Annotated in this window: 18 protein-coding genes; 4 read left to right on the top strand and 14 right to left on the bottom strand. The window is 40.7% G+C overall.

What is annotated here, in order from left to right; genetic code table 11:
* Positions 1–14: 14 nt before the first annotated feature.
* The 3 genes from V6C21_RS04140 to V6C21_RS04130 all read left to right on the top strand — a co-directional run bounded on the left by V6C21_RS04140 (position 15) and on the right by V6C21_RS04130 (position 5,358).
* Positions 15–1,286 (top strand): sugar ABC transporter substrate-binding protein, encoded by a 1,272-nt coding sequence (locus V6C21_RS04140; RefSeq protein ID WP_479268409.1) that lies wholly within the window; start codon positions 15–17, stop codon positions 1,284–1,286.
* Positions 1,287–1,351: 65 nt separating this feature from the next.
* Entirely contained in the window at positions 1,352–3,100 is a 1,749-nt protein-coding gene (locus V6C21_RS04135; protein WP_479268408.1) for a glycoside hydrolase family 13 protein, read from the top strand.
* Positions 3,101–3,156: 56 nt separating this feature from the next.
* A complete protein-coding gene (locus V6C21_RS04130) occupies positions 3,157–5,358 on the top strand; it encodes an alpha-amylase family glycosyl hydrolase (RefSeq protein ID WP_479268407.1) in 2,202 nt (733 codons plus the stop codon).
* Between the two features lie 280 nt (positions 5,359–5,638).
* Here V6C21_RS04130 and V6C21_RS04125 read toward each other — a convergent pair whose 3' ends face one another.
* From V6C21_RS04125 to lepB, 6 genes are all read right to left on the bottom strand, one after another.
* Positions 5,639–6,286: an FMN-dependent NADH-azoreductase gene (locus tag V6C21_RS04125; protein WP_034837184.1), complete on the bottom strand. Its 648-nt coding sequence runs from the start codon at positions 6,284–6,286 to the stop codon at positions 5,639–5,641.
* A 231-nt stretch (positions 6,287–6,517) separates the two neighbouring features.
* Entirely contained in the window at positions 6,518–7,495 is a 978-nt protein-coding gene (locus V6C21_RS04120; RefSeq protein ID WP_479268406.1) for a Cna B-type domain-containing protein, read from the bottom strand.
* A 32-nt stretch (positions 7,496–7,527) separates the two neighbouring features.
* The gene (locus tag V6C21_RS04115) at positions 7,528–8,370 is read right to left on the bottom strand and encodes a class C sortase (protein ID WP_479268405.1); all 843 of its coding nucleotides are present in this window, start codon (positions 8,368–8,370) and stop codon (positions 7,528–7,530) included.
* Between the two features lie 92 nt (positions 8,371–8,462).
* Positions 8,463–10,040: a SpaA isopeptide-forming pilin-related protein gene (locus tag V6C21_RS04110; protein WP_479268404.1), complete on the bottom strand. Its 1,578-nt coding sequence runs from the start codon at positions 10,038–10,040 to the stop codon at positions 8,463–8,465.
* Between the two features lie 50 nt (positions 10,041–10,090).
* Positions 10,091–12,067, bottom strand: a complete 1,977-nt coding sequence (locus V6C21_RS04105; protein ID WP_479268403.1) for a Cna B-type domain-containing protein — start codon at positions 12,065–12,067, stop codon at positions 10,091–10,093.
* Between the two features lie 67 nt (positions 12,068–12,134).
* Positions 12,135–12,710: a signal peptidase I gene (gene lepB, locus V6C21_RS04100; protein WP_479268402.1), complete on the bottom strand. Its 576-nt coding sequence runs from the start codon at positions 12,708–12,710 to the stop codon at positions 12,135–12,137.
* A 264-nt stretch (positions 12,711–12,974) separates the two neighbouring features.
* On the opposite strand from lepB, the gene V6C21_RS04095 reads away from it, so the two are divergent.
* Positions 12,975–13,373: a ribosomal maturation YjgA family protein gene (locus tag V6C21_RS04095; protein ID WP_479268401.1), complete on the top strand. Its 399-nt coding sequence runs from the start codon at positions 12,975–12,977 to the stop codon at positions 13,371–13,373.
* Between the two features lie 403 nt (positions 13,374–13,776).
* Here the strand turns inward: V6C21_RS04095 and V6C21_RS04090 are convergent, their stop codons facing one another.
* The 8 genes from V6C21_RS04090 to V6C21_RS04055 all read right to left on the bottom strand — a co-directional run bounded on the left by V6C21_RS04090 (position 13,777) and on the right by V6C21_RS04055 (position 21,495).
* The gene (locus tag V6C21_RS04090) at positions 13,777–13,884 is read right to left on the bottom strand and encodes a class II D-tagatose-bisphosphate aldolase non-catalytic subunit (RefSeq protein WP_479268451.1); all 108 of its coding nucleotides are present in this window, start codon (positions 13,882–13,884) and stop codon (positions 13,777–13,779) included.
* Between the two features lie 379 nt (positions 13,885–14,263).
* Positions 14,264–15,421 carry an N-acetylglucosamine-6-phosphate deacetylase gene (nagA, locus tag V6C21_RS04085; RefSeq protein WP_479268400.1) on the bottom strand — a complete coding sequence of 386 codons (1,158 nt, stop codon included), beginning with the start codon at positions 15,419–15,421 and terminating at the stop codon, positions 14,264–14,266.
* Between the two features lie 363 nt (positions 15,422–15,784).
* Entirely contained in the window at positions 15,785–17,593 is a 1,809-nt protein-coding gene (locus tag V6C21_RS04080; protein WP_479268399.1) for an ASKHA domain-containing protein, read from the bottom strand.
* Positions 17,594–17,781: 188 nt separating this feature from the next.
* Positions 17,782–18,522, bottom strand: a complete 741-nt coding sequence (locus tag V6C21_RS04075; RefSeq protein ID WP_034837163.1) for a DNA methyltransferase — start codon at positions 18,520–18,522, stop codon at positions 17,782–17,784.
* Positions 18,519–19,379 (bottom strand): type II restriction endonuclease, encoded by an 861-nt coding sequence (locus V6C21_RS04070; protein WP_034837160.1) that lies wholly within the window; start codon positions 19,377–19,379, stop codon positions 18,519–18,521. Before V6C21_RS04070 ends, V6C21_RS04075 begins: the two co-directional genes overlap by 4 nt.
* 11 nt (positions 19,380–19,390) lie before the next feature.
* Entirely contained in the window at positions 19,391–20,458 is a 1,068-nt protein-coding gene (locus V6C21_RS04065) for a DNA adenine methylase (RefSeq protein ID WP_034837157.1), read from the bottom strand.
* Positions 20,459–20,764: 306 nt separating this feature from the next.
* Positions 20,765–21,379, bottom strand: coding sequence for a hypothetical protein (locus V6C21_RS04060; RefSeq protein ID WP_479268398.1), 615 nt, complete (start codon positions 21,377–21,379; stop codon positions 20,765–20,767).
* A gap of 5 nt (positions 21,380–21,384) precedes the next feature.
* Entirely contained in the window at positions 21,385–21,495 is a 111-nt protein-coding gene (locus V6C21_RS04055; protein WP_479268397.1) for a zinc-ribbon domain-containing protein, read from the bottom strand.
* Positions 21,496–21,703: the final 208 nt, after the last annotated feature.

Below are 21,703 nucleotides of genomic sequence, written 5' to 3'. Positions count from 1 at the left end.
GGAGGATTGAGAATATGAAATTTAGGCAAATAATCGCTTTATCTCTCAGCGCTTTAATAGCATATTCCATGGCTGGGTGTCGCCCACTGCCACAGAACGCGAAAACTTCAGGCAGCACTGCCTCTTCCGGTGAACTCAAACCAGAAAGCGGCGCAAAGCTTACTTTTCGTATCAGTAGTTCCAATCAACTGAATTTTGCAAAAAACATCGCTAAAAAGTTTGAGCAAAAATATGGCGTAAAGGTTACCGTAGAAGACGGCGGTGTTTATGATCAAAACAAGGTTAACTTGGAAGTTGCTTCTAATATGGGCCCAGATGTCTTTATGAGCCCGCATGACAAAACTATTGAAAGCCAGCGTTCAGGTTTGCTTCTAAAACTCGACGAGCAAATTACAAAAGAACTGAAAAATGAAGTCAATGAGGTTGCAATGAAGACAGTCACCGTAGACGACGGCGTCTATGGCGTACCTGTGTCTATTGAAATATATGTCATGTTTTACAACAAGAAACTGGTTTCCGGCGATCCCGCTTCCAGTTTTGAGCAGCTTCTTAAAGAAGCAAAATCATTTAATAACGCAGCGCAAAATAAATTCTGGTTTTTGTCTAACGTCAGTGAAGGCGCAACCATGTTTCCGATGCTGAGCGTATATGGTTATAGGCCATTCGGCGAAGATGGAACAGATGACAACAAACCAGCATTTGATACAGACGAATTTGAAAAGGGTTTGGAAGTGTTGAAAAAATATCACGACCTGATGCCTATTAGTTCAGGTGACCTTGCGAACTGGGACTTCCTAACCAATCAGTTTATTACCGGAAAGACAGCTTATTTCATCGGCGGCCCGTGGAATGTTAAAGCTTTCCGCGACGCAAAGATTGACTTTGGTGTTACATCTCTGCCGACATATGACGGTAAAAAAGAAATTTCCTTTGCCTTCATCCAAAATGCACAAGTTTCTGCTTATACAAAGTATCCGAAAGCTGCACAGCTCTTTGCAAAGTATCTGGTCTCTCCGGAAGCAGCAGAACTGCTTTACACTGACGCTTCTTGCATTACTTCCCGCAAGGATATTTCTCAGGTCAAAGGCCTTTCAGATGATGAACAGCTTAAAGCAATTGCTAAGTGCTTCGACGATTCTATTCCAATGCCAACCGCAAAGCGTCTCAGCTACTTCTGGACGATTACATCAAGTATCGGGCCGGCAGTTTTCGACGGCAAAATGACACCGAAAGCTGCTGCAGCAAAGGCCAAAAGTGACTGGGATTCTTTGCTTAAGGCAGAATAAACCCTAAAATATCAAAATTGCTCGGCTCTGCAGCTAAAGCGCTGCGGTGCAGAAGGAGGAAAGTTTTGAATCTTCAAAGTATATATCACGTTCCAAAAAGTAATTATGCCTATGCTTACACAGAACATGATTTAGATATACGCCTGCGAACAGCAAAGAATGACTGTACATCAGTAAATCTGGTTATCGCGCAAAAATATCATTGGCAGAATAAAAAAACATTTCCGATGGAAAAGGTGGCTTCAGACCGATTATTTGACTATTATCAGTACCGCTACCATGCCGATGACACCAGATTGGGCTACTATTTCGAAATCAGCGACGGGAAAAGCACCGTAGTTTATTCTGAATCGGGCTTTACAAAAGAATTTGACGATAAAAACGCCTATTTTCATTATTTTCAGTATCCATATATCAACAAAACCGATTTGCATAGGATACCGGACTGGGTACATAGTACAGTGTTTTATCAGATTTTTGTCGATCGCTTCTACAATGGTGATCACAGCAATGACCCAAAGATTCTTGAACCGTGGGGCAAGCCGCCCACGCCGCAGAGCTTTTACGGAGGCGATCTTCAAGGTATTCTTGAAAAATTGCCTTATCTGCAGGAGCTGGGAATCAACGGCATATATCTGACTCCAATATTTCAGTCTCCCAGCAACCATAAGTATGACACCACGGATTACCGAAAAGTAGATGAATCCTTTGGCACCAAAGAGCTGCTCTGTACTTTAGTAAAAAAAGCACACCAAATGGGTATCCGTGTTGTGCTTGACGGTGTTTTCAACCACTGTTGCTGGACATTTCCCCCTTTTCAAGATGTGCTGAAAAACGGTGAGAAATCACCATATAAAGACTGGTTTCATATTGACAGTTTCCCGGTGGGACGTTTTACTGAGGAAGAAGCACATGATTATACAAAGCCGCTGGATAGTTCACGATTAAACTACCGTGTCTTCGGAATTAGTCCCAGTATGCCAAAACTTAACACGGAAAATCCCGAGCTAAAAAAGTATCTGCTTGACACCGTAGCAATGTGGACCAAAGATACCGGCATTGACGGCTGGCGGCTGGATGTTTCTGATGAAGTTAATCACGGATTCTGGCGCGACTTCCGCAAAACGGTAAAAGAAATTAACCCAGAGGCACTAATTTTAGGCGAAAACTGGCATAATGCATATCCATGGCTGCAGGGTGACCAGTTTGACAGCGTTATGAACTACCCGGTTACAAAATGCTGTATTCAGTTCTTTGCAGAGCATAAGGTAAATGCAGAACAATTTGCAGGGGATCTTTATGAATGCCTAATGCACAATACAGAACAGGTTAACTATGCAATGCTTAATTTGCTTGACAGCCACGATACTATGCGCTTTTTGACATGGTGCGGCGGAAACAAGCGCCTGCTGCGCATGGCAGTTATGTTTCTGTTCAGTTATGTAGGCATGCCATGTATCTATTACGGTAGCGAAATCGGCATGGAAGGTGGTGGAGACCCGGACTGCCGCAGAACATTTGACTGGAACCGCGAAAACTGGGACTTGGATTTGTTCCATTTTTATCAAAAGGTTATTTCACTGCGCAGAAATGAAAAGGCACTTCAGTATGGAACAATCCGCATGTATGCCAAAGATGACGTATTTTACCTTGTCAGATCATACAAAGGCAGCAGGCTGGTCACTGTAATTAATAATACAAGTCAGAGAAAGGCTGTTTCGCTGCATAATGATTTTGAAGTACTGCTGGGCAAAGAGGATATGGTGAAGGATACACTAATGCCATACAGCGGATGCATTTGCCGATTGTTCTGAAGCACTGATAATGCTGTACCGGAGTAGATTATATTAATATTGAGAAGGTTTACCTTATGTGTCAAAATGTACGACGTGGCAAAAAACTTCCCCGACTTTTAGCGGCGGTACTTGCTGCAGTTGTAACTTCTGCCAGTGTTTTTATCACAGGCGCTAAAAGCCATGCAACTGCATACGCTGCGGCACAAACTGTTTCAAGCGGAGTCGCAGACACAGATGTGGCAAATACGGCAAGCTTCTCAACGGATGTTATTTATCAGATAGTTACAGATCGCTTTTTTGACGGTAATTCCAGCAATAACCCCACAGGCGATATTTATGACAAAAGCAACTTGAAAAAGTATCACGGCGGTGACTGGGCGGGTATAACCCAGAAACTCAACAGCAACTACTTCACTAACATGGGCGTAACCGCATTGTGGATTTCATCGCCGGTAGAAAATATCACGACACTGGATCCATCAAACAATTCAGCAGCCTACCATGGCTATTGGGCGAGGGACTTTTTCCGTACAAACCAGTTCTTTGGTTCTCTCAACGATTTTAAAACAATGGTAAACACCGCGCACGCAAAAGGAATTAAAATAATCATTGATTTTGCACCAAACCATACTTCAACTGCAGAATATGGAGACATGGTGTTCCCTGAGGACGGCAGGCTTTATCGTGATGGGCAGTTGATAAGTGGATTTAAAACCGATACACAGAATATCTTTAATCACGAAAGCTGGACAGATTTCAGCACCTATGAGAACAGCATTTATCACAGCTTATATGGCTTAGCAGACCTTAACCAAATGAATTCCACTGTGGATACCTATCTGAAGGATGCAATTAATAAGTGGTTAAATCTTGGTGTTGACGGTATTCGTGTGGATGCTGTTAAACATATGCCGCTTGGGTGGCAGAAAAACTGGCTTAGCAATATTTATACCAATAAGCCAGTATTCGTCTTTGGTGAATGGTATAATGGCGGCACGTCCTCTGATCCGCTGATGGACAATTTTGCAAATACCAGCGGCATGAGCGTCTTGGATTTCCGTTTTGCCAATGCTGTCCGTAATGCGCTTGGCAATGGAAGCATGACCATGAAGGATTTGTACAACGTCGTAACAGCAACCAGCTCCGACTATAAGCAAGTAAACGATCAGGTTACCTTTATTGATAATCACGACATGAGCCGCTTTATGACACTGTCAAACAACAACCAGCGTGCAGTGGAAAACGCCTATGTAGTGCTGCTTACTTCTCGTGGCGTGCCGACAATATACTACGGCTCCGAGCAGTATGCAACCGGTTCCGCTGATCCTTATAACCGCGGCGACATGCCTTCCTTTAATACTAACTCTACTGCATATAAAGTAATCGGCAAACTGGCACCTCTGCGCAAGAGCAACCCAGCCCTTGCTTACGGTACAACAAGGGAACGCTGGCTCAACGATGACGTTTATATCTATGAACGCGAATTTAATGGCAGCGTGGTGCTGACTGCAGTAAACCGCAACCAAAGTGTTAGCTACAATATATCCGGCCTGTTAACCAATCTGCCTGCCGGCACCTATAATGATGTACTTGGCGGTCTTCTCGGAGGCAACAGCATAACTGTTTCCAGCTCAGGTGCAGTTCAGAACTTTACGCTTGGTGCAGGCGCTTCTGCAGTTTGGCAATACACAAAGTCACAAGTTTCTACGCCGAAAATCGGCAATGTCAACCCACTTATCGGCATTGCAGGCAACACAGTAACAATTTGCGGACGTGGCTTCGGAACAACTCCAGGCAGTGTTAAATTCGGTACAACAGCAGCAACTATCACATCCTGGAATGATAGCCGCATTACCGCTGTTATCCCTTCAGTAACACCAGGAACATACAATATCACTGTGACAACCTCCTCAGGTTTGACGAGTAACCAGTCCGCCGGATTTGAAGTTATGACCGGCCCTCAGGTAGCGGTCCGCTTTAAAGTCAACAATGCAACTACCAATTATGGGACTAACGTTTATCTAGTCGGCAGCGTAGAAGAACTCGGTAACTGGAATACGGATAAGGCAATTAGCCCAATGTTTAATAACACATCCACTATTGGTACATATCCGACTTGGTTCTATGATGTCAATGTACCTGCAGGAACGACCATCGAGTACAAATTCATTAAAAAGGACAGCAGCGGCAATGTCGTATGGGAAAGCGGAAACAACCACAAAGTTGTAACTCCCAGCAGCGGTACTGCTACAGTAACGGTAGATTGGAGTTACTGACGTCTTACTGCTACTTTTATAAATTAATTGTCAGCAGTCAGCAAACGAATTTTAACCCCCTATAGACACAACTTGTGGCTGACGTTAAAAAGAGGCATTCTGCAACAGCAGAATACCTCTTTTATTTTGTATAATACACCGAATTGAATCCAACGCCGCAGCGAGCTTTATCCATCATCTTTTATAATAGTAATTAACGTGCATTTGTTGTGAAAACCAACAGCCGCTCACCAGCTTTCAAATATTTTAACCCAAAGTTTTGTCATTTTGAAGTTGGCTTTTAGCTAAAGAGTTTATCAATAAGTTGCGGTATTTTATCTGAAGCAATGCGTATTGCCCTTTGTCGCTCTTGCTCTGTGTTACCTGTACCGTCCACCAGCAGTTCTTCATAGTTATTGATACCCATGAATTTCATCATATCCCGGACGTATTTTGTTCCCTTACAGAGAAACGGCTTTGTAAACCATGAAATATTTGCGCCGGAGGACTGGACATAAATAAATACCCTGTACTTGTCACCCAAAAGGCCATGGGGCTTATTGTTTTCAAAGGTGATTGTTTTTCCAGCCTGGATTATGCAGTCAAGATATTCTTTCACAGGCGCCGGGAATGATAAACTCCACATGGGAGCCGCAAGAACATAGATATCTGCTTCCCTAAACTGGTTGCAAAGCTCTTCAATTCTTGCAACCTCTTTCTGTTCTTCTTCACTTAGCCTATTTCTGGCATCTGAACTGACAACTGCGCTTCTGCCTGAAAAATAGCAGCCTTTTAACTGCGGGATATGTTCTTCATATAGGTTTAATTCCTCTAATTTCGTATCCGGCAACTTCCGCATAATCGCATTGACCAATTTTCTGCTTACTGTCCGGCTTGAGGACTGCTCTTCACTCTTCGAGTTTGCTATAATATAAAGCAATTTTCTCATGATCTCACCTTTTAGTACCTTTTTATATTAGTACTATTATGTATCTATTAAATCCCTTTATACTTATTTCAGCGCCAACAAACCATCTATAAAAATTGAGATATGTCACTGACATATAATATAAGTCTTTAGAAATAAAAAAACCGGATGCCATACTTCCGTTTAACAGAAAGTATGGCATCCGGTTATTATATCGGTTGTCACTTACCTGAGGGTCTCGAAGTTATGAGCTCAAATTACGCTTTTTTTCTTTCGCCTGCGTATTACGACCTCAGCGGCGAAGAAAATTACGCAAACAGCCGCCGCGGCGGAGCACATAAAGATAAGTTTTTCACTATCTCCTGTCAGCGGCAAAATGCCGCGCGGCTGGTCGGTAGGAGGTTTATAGGTGTTTGTAATGGTGGTGATGGTATCTCCTTCTTTTACCGAAGCCGTATATCCCTTCGGTACTGCCAATTCCTTTACCGACCACTTAAAATTATCGCTGAGGCCTGACCATGAATACGACCAGTTGTTTACCTCATTAAGCACAGCGACATCTACAAGGATTCCGTCCCTATATAAGCCAACCTGAACAGAGGGCGGACGTCTCTGACTATTTCCCTCGTCGTCCCAAATCTTCCTTGCAGTGCGCGTCGTGGTAACAATTTCGCCGCCTTCTGTACTAAAAACTGATTTGGGCTGTGCGACTATATTATACCGCCAACCGCCTTCTTTCTCATACATCGGCAGATAAATAAAAAACATATCAGAAGCGACTTTCACCCTTGCTTTATGGGAACAAACCTTGACCAAATACAGCCCAAGCGGCAGATTGTCAAATTCGGCAACTCCGTTTTTATCGGACACCGCCGTTATTCCGGATAATTTGTGTGTCATAATATAGACCATAGCCTTGCCCGCGGCGCTTATTTGCTTTTCGGATGTAGACAGGTCGTTTATATCAATCCCGCAGGCAGAATACTCTTTGAGCAGCGCCAACGAATCGGCATTGCAGGTTTTATACTCTGCAACACGGTAGAGAGTCAGTTCCACGCCGGCAATGGGCTGCGATGTGGTGCACGAAATCTCACATAGTTTTAATGACGCCGTCTGGTTTAAATCAATCTGCGGCGCCTCGGCTGACGACACCTGACGTACAGGGAGTATTATCAAAAGGATAAAAAGGCACAGACTTGCTGCCACCCACCGTATTAATTTTTGCTTCATTAAGATCGTTACCTCCCTGCAGCAGTTCGTATTTACACTATCCGTCTTTTGCCGAACTTAAAAATAATTAACCGAATTAAAAGAACAAGTATAACTGATGCCAAAATTAAAATCCACAAGGGTACCATCTGCAGCTCGTTCCGTATATCTGTTGCGTCGGCCTTTTTTTCACTCGAAGGCATTGACGGCACACGGATACCCCGGACGAGCAGCCTATGGGAGTTGATTCCATATGGCGTACATGTCATAAGGGTAGCGTAATCTTTCCCTGGTACGGCGTTGAGCGGTTCTGTTTCAGTCGGCTCTACAACATTGATCTGGTCAACCTGATAAGCAAGGGTTTCGCCCAAAACATGAAAGCAGAAATAATCACCGATCTGGAGCTGATCCAAATCTGTAAACAATTTTGCCTGGGGCAGGCCCCGGTGGGCGGTAATGACAGTATGCGTGCCTAAACCGCCGACGGGCAGAGCTGACCCTTCCAGATGTCCCGCTCCTTTTTGCAGCACATCCTGACTCGTCGTGTGATAAATCGGCAGATATACATTGATTGAAGGAATCTCAACGTATCCCATAATGCCGTTGATATTCAACACGTTCATGTATTCTGAGTTTTGGCTGCCGCTTGTCATATCAGTAAAGGAAAATGCGTCTTTTTCAATCACACCCGTGAGCTTTGCATTATATCTCTTTGCTGACTCAAGCATGTTCCGGCGGTTATTGTCGTCAATATTGGATACTGTTTGATTATAATTCTCGATCTCGACCGAAGTTGTCATCCTGCTTATCAGATTGCATACATGCGGGTAAAGCAGCACGCAGACGCCAGCCACCATCAAAATCAAGATTAGAACAAACGGCAGTCTTTTTTTCAAATATCGTACAGCTCCTTAAATCTTCCTAAGGCTTTTGTTAATCCCTAAAGGCAGGTTGGCCGCTGACCGCGGCCTTACCTGCTCAGTACATATCAGCGGGCGGCTGATTTGCGCTTTCTGCTGTAAACTACAAACATAGTACCCGCAGCGGAAATCAGCATGACACCGAGGACGGTAAACAAAGTCGTACCCATTCCGCCGGAGCCTGGCAGCTTAAAGCTGCTATTCTTAATAGTCGTGGTCAGTGTGCCATTGCAGTTATCAACTATAATAGCATTTGTACATTCGCCTTTTACAACCCAGATGGCTTTATACGAAGCGGCAACTTCGGCATTGCCGTGTTTGACAATTTCAAATTTTGTGTTTGGGATTCTCAGCGACCCACTGTTGTAAGCCTCGACATCAAAGACAATATCATTCATCTTGTTGTAACCAGCAGGGGCTTTGACCTCTGTCAGGACGTAATGGCCCTGCTGAATCTTGTCAAATACCGCAATTCCGTCATCACCGGTTGTCTGGGTATCTACCTTTACACCGTTGCGGTAAAGTTCAAAGACCGCGCCTTTAAGCCTGTTGCCTAACGTATCTGTTTTTACTATGACAAGTTTATTGGTATATGTTATAACAGTATCATAGTCGGTTTCACGGATATTTGACAGGTTTGCTGTATATTCAAGTTTAACCGAGTTGGGATTGCCGGTGCTTCCGAAGTTTACATTCGCAAGAGCGGCTCCCTTGCCGAGAATAGCGGAATAAGTGACGCGAATACGGTAGCCTTCCTTGCCCCATGCTATCAGGTTGCTGTCGCTGTTGGCTCCATTCATCGAGATTACAAATGTCTGCCCGTTATCTTTATAGCTTATAGTGTAATCTGTTGCTTCCTTGAGGTTCTTCACAACGGTTATACTGCCGTCTTTAGCTACGTCGACAACATCGACTTTAATCGGGGTATCTGAATCAAAAACAAGGCCATCACTCAAAGTATCTGTGATCTTATATGTAATATTTGTCGCGTCATCCGGATATACAGGGATAGTTGACAATGAGCGGTAATTGACCTTGTCCCCTACCGCCGCTGTGTTTGAATCAACATAGATCTTATTTTTCGAATCCGCCGGGTCAGGAACCTCTATCTTCTTTTCAATGTTAGCAGCTGATACCTTGACTTTGACTTCAGTTTCAGCTTTATCTATGAAAACAAGTATAGGATCTGAAAGAGCAGTTCCGTCGGCTTCACCGACACTTGTCTGTACTATTAAATAGTATCCGTAAGGCAAACTGCTGAATTTTCCGTCTTTTGACTGTGCGGTCGTCACTGCCTTTGGATTCATTGACAGGATACCAGCTTTGACGTCGGCAGCAAATTTTGCCGCGGCTGTGCCTTTGTCACGCAGGTTGCCAATCGCTCTCATGATATCTGCGTCATCAGATGAGGTAATTCCTAATGCATTCTTTATAATGCCCTTGAATGTTCCATTCACTGCCATATTTCCGGAATTCCATGAAATAATTTGATAAGCATCAAACGTGGAATTGCTCATGACATTTCCATGCGAATCCTTTAAAGTCAGTGATCCTGTTTTTGCGGCCGCAAAAGCAGTAACTATGCCGAGACTCATTACCAGCATAACCGACAGGAATATCGCACAAAACCGTTTTAATAATCTCATAATCATTTTCCTTTCTACTAAAGATTTAAAGATGTTTGACTGTTTAAAAACTAACTTATTAGTGCCTTATCCCTCCTTCTCAAGATAATCAAAAACAAAGCTGCTGAGATGATACTGACTAAGCCAGTACTGGTAAATTTATCTGTACCAATTCCTCCAACACTCGGAAGTGTATACGTAGGCAGATATGTATTTGTAATGGTGATAATATCGCCGCATGCCTTTTTACTTGTTGTAGTGTTCGATACATAACCGTCGACAGGCCGTTCCACTACTTTATAAAAGCCTGAATTCGGCAGGTTTGTAAAAGTATATTCCGGCCAGCTTCCGTCAGCATTTCTTTTTATTGTTACCGTTTGGAGCAAAGTACCTCTTATCCCGGCATCGCCGCTTTCGGAATGATAAAGGTCTATTATGATTTGCGAAGGCCGCTTATGCGCCGCATCGTTGTTGTCAGACCAAACCTTTTTTACTGTAAGGCTGTATGGTATATTAAAGTTCAAATTGCGAGTTACCGTTTTGGAGGGCCAGAACGTCATTTTGTGAATTTCTCCGCCCGGGTTTTTCACTTTATGTGCATAAATAGCCCCGGTCATACTTGAATTGACAATGACCTCTGCCTCGGGTGCAAGAATTGTTCCCAGCATGCCCGAGTTTTCATTAACATTGCCACTATACGGGGTATAATTTCCCGAACGGTCTTTATTGAAGAAATTCCAGATAACGCGACCGGCGATGACGGATTTTTCATCCCATGAGGCATAATCAACCCCGCCGATTTTACATTGAGGTATAGTGACGCTTGAATAGCCGTTGCAGTTGACATTAATGACGAGATACTGGTCTTCGCCTAAGGGTATTCCGGTTTTATCAAGGTAGTTTATATCACTCTCGTGAAGTGCCTCAAGAAGCGCATTACGAAGTGCGTTTTGACCTGAACTCTTGAGCTCTGCATTTATCACCTTGACATTGCTGTTAAAATCACCAGAGCTGAGCTCGGATGACAGGCTGTTCAGCCTTGTAAATATGCCGTCAAAATCAATCGGGAAACTTTCCGTTGCTATACTGACTTTATTGTTTGTTCCTCCGCCGATTTTCCCAAGGGCTTTTCCATTATTCTTTCTTATCAGTATGTATGTGCCGTCACCGGTAGTTTGATATGTTTTTTGGGGGTCTGTTGAACTGTTGAGCCGATAATCATTGCCAAAGACAACACGCTGCTGAAAATCCCCAGCCGATTGGAAAACCTCGTCCTTGAAGGCAATTACGTTTTTTATATAGGAATCGTTACTGCTCGAAACCGCCTGTTCACCTGTAACATTGCTTTGAGAAATGATATTGTTTTGACTGTCGAGCAAAAAAACATAATAAACTTTTGACGCATCAAGGCCTGTTGCCGTAATATGCTCGCTGCCGTTCGCATCTGTTATTGTCAATTCCTTTTTAAAAACCGGATTCCCTGTTCTGTTGGGATTATCAAATATGTAAACTGAATAGGTTCTGCCGACATTTAAGCTGCCTGCGTCGATAGAAATATTCAAATTGAATTTTCCTATGTTCTTAAATACCTTGTTTGAATTGCCAACATTGCCGCTTATGACCTCAAAATTGTTTACTGCGATATTGCCCTCCATATGGCACGACATTGTATAGTACTGGGCAAATACAGCGAAATCCTTGACAACACCTAATCCGTCCGCGATTGTATCAATTGAAAATTTCGGCGCTGATGACTGCTTCAGATTGCTTTTTGATTCTTTGGGCACATCTTGATTGGATTTATCTTCACCTGAATTGCTGTCGGATTCAACAACTACAGCCTCGGTGGAACCGCTGGCAAAAGACGATTCAGGCTTATCCGTATTTAGGCCTGACTCAGCCTTGCTTGTACCATCTTTTTGGGTGGCCTCATCATACGTGTTTTCGGTTATCTCGGCACTTGAGCTTTCAGGCGGCGATACCGCATAGGTCTTTACAACAGGCCCAATAACAAGCGATATAACGGTTGCTATTGATAGCGCAAACACTTTTATGCAACGACAAAATGGCTTGAGGCGCTTTATTGATTTCACTGTTTCATCAGCACCTTTCAACTCATGGCATTTTGAATATAAACAAAGCGGTACCTGCTACACGCCTGAGGTTAACAACGCCAATCCGGCGAGAATCTAATGCTTTCCCACCTTCATCGCCGAGTATAAAAATTGATTCAACCGGTACCGTCGTCGGATAATCAATCGTACCCCGCCCGTCTGCAGTGTTTTCAATCTTATATGACTTTTCGCTGCGATTGCCGCTCACAACAAGCGCATCTGCTTTGTTATTTATGTCTATCTTGTCGCCGCTTGCCGCTATGACGCGCCCGGCAAGATATCTTTTGCCGCTAAAGGCAGCAATTATTGCGGTATCGTTAACCTTGGGTCTTTTGTTTAGGCGGTTGAAAATAATAATGTTTCCTGCTTCGGCGCCGGGTTCTCCTTTTTCAAACGCAATGCCAAAAACCTGACCGAATAATATGTAAGCGATAATCCCGGCCAAAAAACAGTCTCTAAAAAGCCGCAGGACGCTCGTTTTGTTAATCCTGCGGCCTGTAATATCACTTTGTTTTTTTTGACTATGTATTTTTAATTTAAGAGGTTTAACGGCTTCATTTAGCAACTTTCGTTCCATCAATTTTTTCTCCAACAAAAAGTCCCGCAGTTAATTATATATTTGGTTAAATATGGAATTTGTCCGATTTTGACATTTGAGTTAAATTTTTTTATTACACTTGCTTGACCTATTCATGCTTATTTTCTCAATTGTCTTGTAAATTTGTACTAATTTTGTAAATGAGGCGTATAGAAGGGCGAATTTATCATGTACAGACAACGGTATATTGACAATAATTTTAAGTAATGGTATATTACAAAAAACTATTGAGGTATGATGACATTGAAGGTTAAGAAACGGCTGTTTTATTTTTGCTTATTTTCTCTTCTGACTTGTGTAGAGATCTTAATTGCCCTATTTGCCCACGATAACTTCATAAGGCCCTATGTCGGCGATATCATCATCGTTATGGTGATATATTGCTTTATAAGAATCTTTGAACCGAAAAGAATAAAATTACTGCCGCTGTTTATATTTATTTTTGCTTTCGCCGTTGAGGTTTTACAGCTCTTTCATATTGCAAGTTTGATAGGCATTAAGAACAGAGTTTTGAAAATTATAATCGGCTCTAACTTTGACACAGCCGACATACTTTGTTATTTAATCGGTTGTGCTTTGCTTGCCGTTTGGGAATACACAGTAAATCAAAAACAACATTTCGGTAATAAAAAGGCCCGCTAAAACTCTCCATTTCAGCGGGTCTTTAAAGTTATTAATGAATCTTGCAAAATAATACACTATATTTAGAAATAGAATACGACTCTTTATTTTTGTCAAAGCCTGTCATCATGTCTTATCGCCGTTCGGATATTCAGTGACTCCGGCTTTCTTGAACAGCATATAAATACCTTCTATATAACACAAAAAGAGATTCTCAAAATGAGAATCTCTTTTTTAATTTTAATTGCCCTTCTATTGATGGTACTATTATAACATGTTTACGAAGGCACTTTTCATATCACTTCTTGGCTCGCCTTACATCCATTCATCAAGACCTTCCGGATATATGGGAGCAAGAATCTTCAGTCGCCTTGTCATGATGACTGTTTTTACTACGCTGTGAAATGTTGATAAACAGTGGCCTTCATCTCCCTAAATGAGGCTTAGGAGAACGCGCCATTCCCGTATATCCGCCATACTGATTAACCTGATTAGCTGTTGCCTCAACGTGTAGTGGTGACCCGTATTTCAGCCTTTTTCCACGGCTGATTCGATTACAAACTTGTTCGCACTACATACAGATCATACACCCACTGCCTTTCCCTTTTATTTTGCTTTATTACATTTTAGCATGTGCATTTTTTGACTTCCTTCCAAATTAATAATAAGGAAAGAATGCTTCATATAGTCAGTGCGGCTAAGTTTTATCTGCATACCAAATCTATTAGTAACTAAGAGACAAAATCGCCAAAGGCTATTCTCATAAAGTCCATATTGTAAAAATTTATAATAAAAATTATATATTTTCCATGTCTTGTTGTATGACCATTATACTTGTTATTAGTATATTTGTCAATACAAAATCGCTTTATCTCTCCATGACAAACTCTTCCGATCTATACGCAATAAATTCAGCACGTTTTTATCTTCTTTCCCTGTACCATTGTCATGACAACATCAAGGTTATCATTCAGTAGATTAAGGTCAGCGTCATATCCCTCTTTAATGTAGCCCTTAAAGGAACTCACACCGGCTATTCTTGCGGGATTGACTATCGCCATTTTTAAAACTGAACAGAGATCAACGCCAACTTTTTGAACCATATTCTTGACTGCGTCCTTAATGGTAATGATACTGCCGGCAAGCGAGCCGTTCTCGATTCTCGCAACACCATTTTTTACGATCACTTTCTGCCCGCCAAGAGTAAAATTACCGTCCCCAAGGCATGCGGCAGATAAAGAATCAGAGATAAGAATACATTTGTCCGGACCCTTTACTTTTACAATAAGCTTTAATATATCCTTATCGATATGCACTAAGTCAGATATAAATTCAACATACACATTGTCATTCAGCAATGCGCTTCCTACAACTCCCGGATCCCTGTGATGAAGCGGGTTCATGCCGTTAAACAGATGGGTACATAACTTTAGCCCTTTATCTATACTCTTGTTAAAAATATCAGCCGGACAACATGTATGGCCCGCCGATACACATATGCCCTTCTGCGCAAGGTACTTTATAAGCTCAACACCTTTTCCGACCTCTGGGGCAAGCGTCACCCGTTTTATGCCGCGATAATCGCCTTTTACGAAAGCATCGAAATTCTCGATTGAAGGCTCTAAAATATATTTTTCATTTTGCGCCCCTTTTCTCTCTTTGTTGATAAAAGGGCCTTCAAGGTGAATACCGAGAATATTGGCGCCGCTGTTTTCTTTCATACAGGCTCTGATGTTTTCAATTGCCTTTTGGGTAACCGGAGCTGACATTGTAACCGTGGTCGGCAAAAACGAAGTCGTGCCGTTTTCTGCAAGGACAGCCGCAATCTTTTTAATTGATTCCGGCGTCCCGTCCATGACGTCACATCCGCCACAGCCATGCAAATGGATGTCTATGTAGCCGGGAACAAGAAGTCTTCCTTGCCCGTCTATTATCTCCTCATAATCTGATGAATCGCCGCAATCCGTTCCTGAAAATATTTTCGCAATCTTTGAGCCCGATACAGCAATGCTCGATTGCCCAACAATCTGCTCGCCATCAAAATATCTTACATTCTTAATAAGAATCATAATTGTATTCCTTCTTTGCCCGACAGATTATTACTTGCGCTCCTTCTCTTGACGCACAAATTATCTACAATTTCCTCGTCTTTATGGCCACTGCTGTTCACCTATGCATATAAAGCCGCACTGACACAGGGCTGAGCAGAAACCTTTACTTATTGATTTGAATAGGAGTACCTTAAAGAGCGCGCCACTTCAAACTGCAAAACCTCTGTAAATGCTGATAGCCTCGTTACAAGCACTTACAGAGGTTTTCTTAAAACATAATGGGATGGATTTTCAGCGCCTCTTGCCATTCCGCCAAAGCATATGTAAACGTTTTCATATATACCTTCCCACTTTGGGTGCCGTTTCATGGCAACACACACATCATTCAAAAGTCATATTTTCAATATAAAAGTTCTGGAACTCCGGTTTGTTTGACAGTTCGATATATGCCGCGCGGCGTGTTATTGTCTCCGCCTTTTCACGATATCTTTTTGAAAGCAGGTAGAGTACCGCGCCCATTCCGGCCGTATTGCCCACAAAACTAATCTTATCCTTTAACTCCGACGGGATAAGCCCTATATTAAGGGCGCTTTCTATATTCATATAGCTGCCAAATCCTCCGGCGACATATACTTTTTCTATGTCTTCGCAAGAAACACCGCTTTCTTTTAATAATACTTGTATGCCTGCCGCCACAGCTGCTTTTGCAAGCTGTACTTCCCTTATATCTTTTTGAGTAATTGCAATAGGATGACCCTGCTGCGATTTTTCAGCCAATATAAACTGTCGCCCGTCGTTGTCTTCAATAAGTCTGTCGCGCAGGTCAACATTGCTTATCTCTTCCTTATCCGCAAAACGGCCAGTATGGTCAATTATATCGTGTTTTAGCAGTTCCGAAACCGCATCAATCACGCCTGAACCGCATATGCCGCAGGCTTGTTCGTCACCTATGGTCTTGCAGATATCAGGTTTATCAAGGTCAACGCTGTAAATAGCGCCTTTTACACCGCCTACCCCGCATTTTATATTCCCGCCCTCGAAAGCAGGCCCCGCGGCAACAGCGCAAGAGGTTACTCCCTGTGAACTTCCAAGTGCTATTTCGCCGTTTGTACCAAGGTCTATCAAAAGCGAATATTTATTTGATTCCATCATTCCGCAGGCAAGTATCCCTGCAGTGATGTCGCCCCCGACATAGCTTGCGATTCCAGGCATTACGCTGACTATGCCGTTTATTTTTATGCCTACTTCTTCCGCGCGAAATTCAGCGGCTTCAGTAATTATTGGAGTAAATGGCGCGACGGCTATGCTTTTTGTGGGCAGCCCTAAAAAGAAATGAAGCATTATTGTGTTCCCCGTCACAGTCATTTCATATATATTATGCCTTTTTACGCCGCTTCTGGTGCACATGCTGTCGACCATACCGTTTATTTGATTTTTAATCAGGTTTGAAAGTATCTGCGTGCCGTCCGAATTTTTATCAGTAAAATCAATGCGTGAGATTACATCTGCACCGTAGCGCCGCTGGCTGTTGGTTTCCGCTTCTTTATCAATGATTTTGCCCGATGATAAATCTATAAGGAAACTTACAACAGTTGTTGTTCCGATATCAACCGCAATTCCGAATTTACTGGAAGTCGTATCACCGCTCTCAACATCAATAAGCGTGTTATTATACGTCGTAACAGTAAAATCACATCCGGAAAGTTTTATTTTCTTATTCAAATCCCTAAGAACAGCAGGATTCGCTGTTATTCTATTGATGCCCATTGAGTCCGAGACGCGTTTTAAGTCTGACCTTCCATCATTAAAATCATCTTTCTTCAATACGATATGGCACTTTCTAACGGGGGAAGCTATCTTGATTTTTTTCTTTTTCCCCTGCGTTAAAATTAAATAATCCTGCGGCACATTTGATACGGATATTTCTATAGGCGAAGTGATTTTTAATCGGCAAGAAAGCCTGTAACCTTCTTCAATTTCCCTATGGGTTAAATGTGTTCTGTCTTCATCAGTAACCTCCGCAACGCCGGAAACTACCTTGACCCTGCATTTCCCGCAGGTGCCATTCCCGGCACAGGGAAAATCGCCTATTAGGTTGTTTTCTTGTAGTACATTCAGCAGTGTTTCGCCGCGTTTTGCCATAACGGTTTTCTTAAAATCACCGTTGCTGACTGTAATCTGATATTTCATACAATACTCATCCTTGTTTAATTCAAAATATCCGTCATCAACGCTGCCGCCAGAAATTTCAAGAAGAATTAACCTATTAAGATTATCGTAACTTAAAGGGGCAAGGTTGTCAACAAATGTTTGCTGAAAATAGTGTCATAGTGATAAAAAGCCCCGAAAACCTTGGCAAAGGTTTTCGGGGAGAAAATTTATTTTTTAAACACAAACAAATATTCATGTGCTAATAATAAAAAGTTGTATTTGATACTATTTGTTTTCCAATATCCTGTTGCTTTACAATTATGCTGTTCTTTTATAATAATCTCCTTTAGTTTAAACCCTGCTGATTCAAAAATTTTCATAACCTCAAAACTCATGGGGATTACATGGCCCCTTTTCCTTGTATCACCCATAAGAATTGCACAGAACTTGTTCTTTTTTAGAACTCTAAAACTTTCAGAAGCTACCTTGTGCATCTCAACCAAAAAATCTTTTACGTTAAGATGAGATAGATCAGCTTCTATATCTTCGCTGTACCTAATAATATTGGCATACGGCGGATGTGTACAAATGAAATCAATACTTTCGTTTTTAATAAAATATAGATTTCGAGCATCGCCATTATATAAATAAACCTCTCCTGCATTATCATAATCAAAATCAATTTTCTCTTGGCAGCGTTCCAATGCTCTTGGGTTTACATCAACACCTATTATATTTCGCCCTAATAATTTTGCTTCGACAAGAGTTGTACCACCGCCAACAAATTGATCAAGAACCAGATCTCCCTTTGAAGAATATCTCAGCAATAAATTTCGCGGGATATACGGCGACCAATTGCCGCGATATTTAGCATCATGTGTAGCCCAATTTCCTCTCTCTGGAAAACTCCAAACTGTATTCATTTCAAGTTCGAAATTATCAGGTTCCCATTTTACAATTCTTTTCATATAAATACCTTATCAATTATTCCGTTTTCAAGATCTTTAATATTATAAATGTGCTCCATTACATCAAAGGTTTCTTCAAGGTTATTACGTGCACTTTTCCATCCTATACCATCAGTGAACCATACAAAAGTAAAACCTTCTATAGATTCTGCTTCCAATGCTAATGTTTTGTAACTTCGTGCTGTCTCGTTTAACTTTGAGCCACCAGCAGAATAAAAATTGGTTTCTATTGCATATATCATATTATCAGTTTTTACTACATAATCAAATCTTTTTTCGGCCTTACCCTGATTTGATATTGCAGATAAATCAATATTATAGCGCTTTTCAATACTACTAATGCATTCTTCTTTAAAATAATTTACATTCTTTATAAAACCTGCTTTTTTGATATAACTTTCCACTAAATTTTCCATAAGGTGACCGCCGCGATTTTTCCGGCCATTAGAATCAAGCCCTGTTTCCACACCCGTAGCATAGTCAACAAGATCTGAAACTATGTGATTCTGAATAAGATCAAATAGCCCTGTTTTTCTCATGAAAATTTTATATTGCTCTATCGAATAATTAAGCTTATTGAAAGAGTATGTAAATTCTCCATCACAATCAACCGCATGAATCTCATGTTCTCTTACTGCTAACAACAGAGGAATGCATTTTAATATTTCTGGATACCTTTTGAGCAATTCTTCAAAGTCATTTTCGATGTTTTTTGAACCGATAAGGGAATTAAGAATATTGAGCTCAACTTTTATTGATGAAACATTGCGATATATCTTTTCAAAATCTACATAATACCCGTAATCTGAGATACTTTCCCTAAATGTTTCTAACCACTCATTAAAGTTTCTTTTCAATTTATGTCACCTCAATAGTTGGTTATCAATAATTCGCTAATTTTACCACGTAAAGATGCATTACAGTTTATCATTCTTGAAGCCTGTACGCGAACTATTTTATGCTTTTGATATAGTTTTTCAAAAAAGTTGTCATTGCTATCCCAATTTTTAGGATCAGAATTGCTTACGATGACCTTTGCACCGATATTGTCCAATTTATCTACATATTCTGCAAGTTCGATCTGCGCTTTATCATCGAAATTGTTTTCTGTATAAGATGTAAAGTTTGAAGTTTCATTTAAAGGACGATATGGGGGGTCAAAATACACAAAAGTATTGCTATCTATAAAATCATAAGACTCTTTAAAATCTCCACAGACAATCTCAACATTTTGTAATGCTGCAGATACATCAACAAGATTTTTTTTATCACAGATTAATGGCTTTTTGTACGCACCTATAGGAACATTAAACTGCCCTTTACGATTAACGCGGTACAACCCATTGAAGCAAGTTTTGTTAAGAAAAATAAAAAGCGCAGCCTTTTCAACATTGTTACCGCCGTTGATTTTCATATCATTATAACGATCGCGTTTTTGATAATAATAATGCTTTCTTTCATCAGTATCCATAGGGATATATTCTTCCTGCAAGATTTCCAATTGTTTCACAAGTTCTGATACATTATCCCTAATAACTTTATAGGCATTGATTAATTCAGCATTAATATCGCTAATATATACTTCTTTCAATTTATAATTTGAAAGAATATCAAATAAAACTGCACCACCGCCTACAAAAGGTTCAGCGTACTTATTTATACTTTTCCCTAATTCACGAGGATATTTTTTTCTTATTTCTTCAAGCAATTGTCCCTTACCGCCAGCCCATTTAACAAAAGGCTTCAAGGCACGCTTATCACGTTCTGAAGCGTCAATATATTTTCCATTGGCACGTTCTTCTGAATTGCTCGGGGCGAACCACACATTACCATTCATAGTTTCACCAGGCACTCTATACTCAGAACATGAAGTAGTAAGGCGTCTCTGTGAAATGTTCGATTTATTTGCAGTTTCTATATCTGAAAGATAACTCATATATTTTCTCCCATTTTATACTCGAATATATTATATTTCATATCTCGAATAATAACAACACCTTGTATTGTATTGTTCTAATGCAGTAATTTTAGTGGTATTAAAGCTGAAAGCCGTCGTCCAGATGGACAACGGCTTTCTTGAGTAAGAAGTTACTTATTCTTTTTTCACTTTCTCTTAAGTACCTTTCTTATGCGTTCTTCCGCCCATCGATCGTTTTTTTGTCATTTCCTCAGGCGTTTCATTGTCAATCCAGTGTCGACCGTTGTACTCTGGTAGCGCGATACAACATAATTGTACAACATTTCAATAACTTAATTTTGGTGGAATGGCTTTTGAATCCAATTCTCTAACTTCATTATTAATCGCAATTCTAGCGTTACCAACTGTTATAATACTTTCTGTTGATAGTGAACCATACGCACTTAATACAAAGTTTTTAGCTTTATCCTCAAATAGTTCATTACTAATTTGTAATTTCATATTTTTATAACTCGTTGAATTTTTTATTCCTTTCAAATAATAACTGATAGCACTATTTTCTGGTGCGTCTATACTTTCAAAATCTTTAATCTTTTTCTTTAAATCCTTCACAATAAAAATCATATCATCCAAATTTACTTTAATTCCATCTCGCGTTTTTTTAGCTTCAAGATTATCCATATAAGCTATAAAATCTTTTACCTTATCAATCGCTTCATTTTCTCGTTTTATCTCATTTATCTTATTCTGACTTTCGGAAATCATTTGATTAATCTTTTTAGTTTTGAAAAAACATTTATTACATTCGCTTAATGCAAGGCTATATTTACCATTATCATAATATTCTCTCGCCTTGCTTAATTGGCAACTATCATAAGAATATACCAATCCAAAACCTATAAGTACGATGAGGCAAAGTCCACCTAAAATGCAAGACAATGTTGTTACAGTCTTCTTTTTGCTTTTCTTTTTTTAATTTTAAATCCGCAATGAACACATATTTTTGCAGTATCAGAGATTTCCTTTTGACACTCAGGACATTTAATCAGAGTCATATATGTACCCCCTATTTCAACCAATTATAACTCTTTAAATTATCTAATTCAACATTATTTTTCATATTAAACTACAATTTCCTGTAGGATTACAATAGATGTGTTACACTAGCGGATAAAAAAAGATAGCGAATAGGAAAAGCCTGTGCTATAGTTGAGCTGCAACCCACCAACAAAGCAAGGAGGTTTCCTATTCGCTATGAATAAG

This window comes from [Clostridium] cellulosi (assembly GCF_036762875.1).
Lineage (GTDB): Bacteria > Bacillota > Clostridia > Oscillospirales > Ethanoligenentaceae > Ruminiclostridium_D > Ruminiclostridium_D cellulosi.
The sequence above is the reverse complement of the archived record's forward strand: the minus strand, read 5'-3'. Positions and strand labels throughout refer to the sequence as shown.

Excerpts from the sequence above, each read along its gene's own strand:
- V6C21_RS04120 (WP_479268406.1), bottom strand. The coding sequence starts at position 7,495 with ATGAAGCAAAAATTAATACGGTGGGTGGCAGCAAGTCTGTGCCTTTTT.
- lepB (WP_479268402.1), bottom strand. The coding sequence starts at position 12,710 with ATGGAACGAAAGTTGCTAAATGAAGCCGTTAAACCTCTTAAATTAAAA.
- V6C21_RS04065 (WP_034837157.1), bottom strand. The coding sequence starts at position 20,458 with ATGAGTTATCTTTCAGATATAGAAACTGCAAATAAATCGAACATTTCA.
- V6C21_RS04110 (WP_479268404.1), bottom strand. The coding sequence starts at position 10,040 with ATGAGATTATTAAAACGGTTTTGTGCGATATTCCTGTCGGTTATGCTG.
- V6C21_RS04125 (WP_034837184.1), bottom strand. The coding sequence starts at position 6,286 with ATGAGAAAATTGCTTTATATTATAGCAAACTCGAAGAGTGAAGAGCAG.
- nagA (WP_479268400.1), bottom strand. The coding sequence starts at position 15,421 with ATGATTCTTATTAAGAATGTAAGATATTTTGATGGCGAGCAGATTGTT.
- V6C21_RS04080 (WP_479268399.1), bottom strand. The coding sequence starts at position 17,593 with ATGAAATATCAGATTACAGTCAGCAACGGTGATTTTAAGAAAACCGTT.
- V6C21_RS04055 (WP_479268397.1), bottom strand. The coding sequence starts at position 21,495 with ATGACTCTGATTAAATGTCCTGAGTGTCAAAAGGAAATCTCTGATACT.
- V6C21_RS04075 (WP_034837163.1), bottom strand. The coding sequence starts at position 18,522 with ATGAAAAGAATTGTAAAATGGGAACCTGATAATTTCGAACTTGAAATG.
- V6C21_RS04140 (WP_479268409.1), top strand. The coding sequence starts at position 15 with ATGAAATTTAGGCAAATAATCGCTTTATCTCTCAGCGCTTTAATAGCA.
- V6C21_RS04130 (WP_479268407.1), top strand. The coding sequence starts at position 3,157 with ATGTGTCAAAATGTACGACGTGGCAAAAAACTTCCCCGACTTTTAGCG.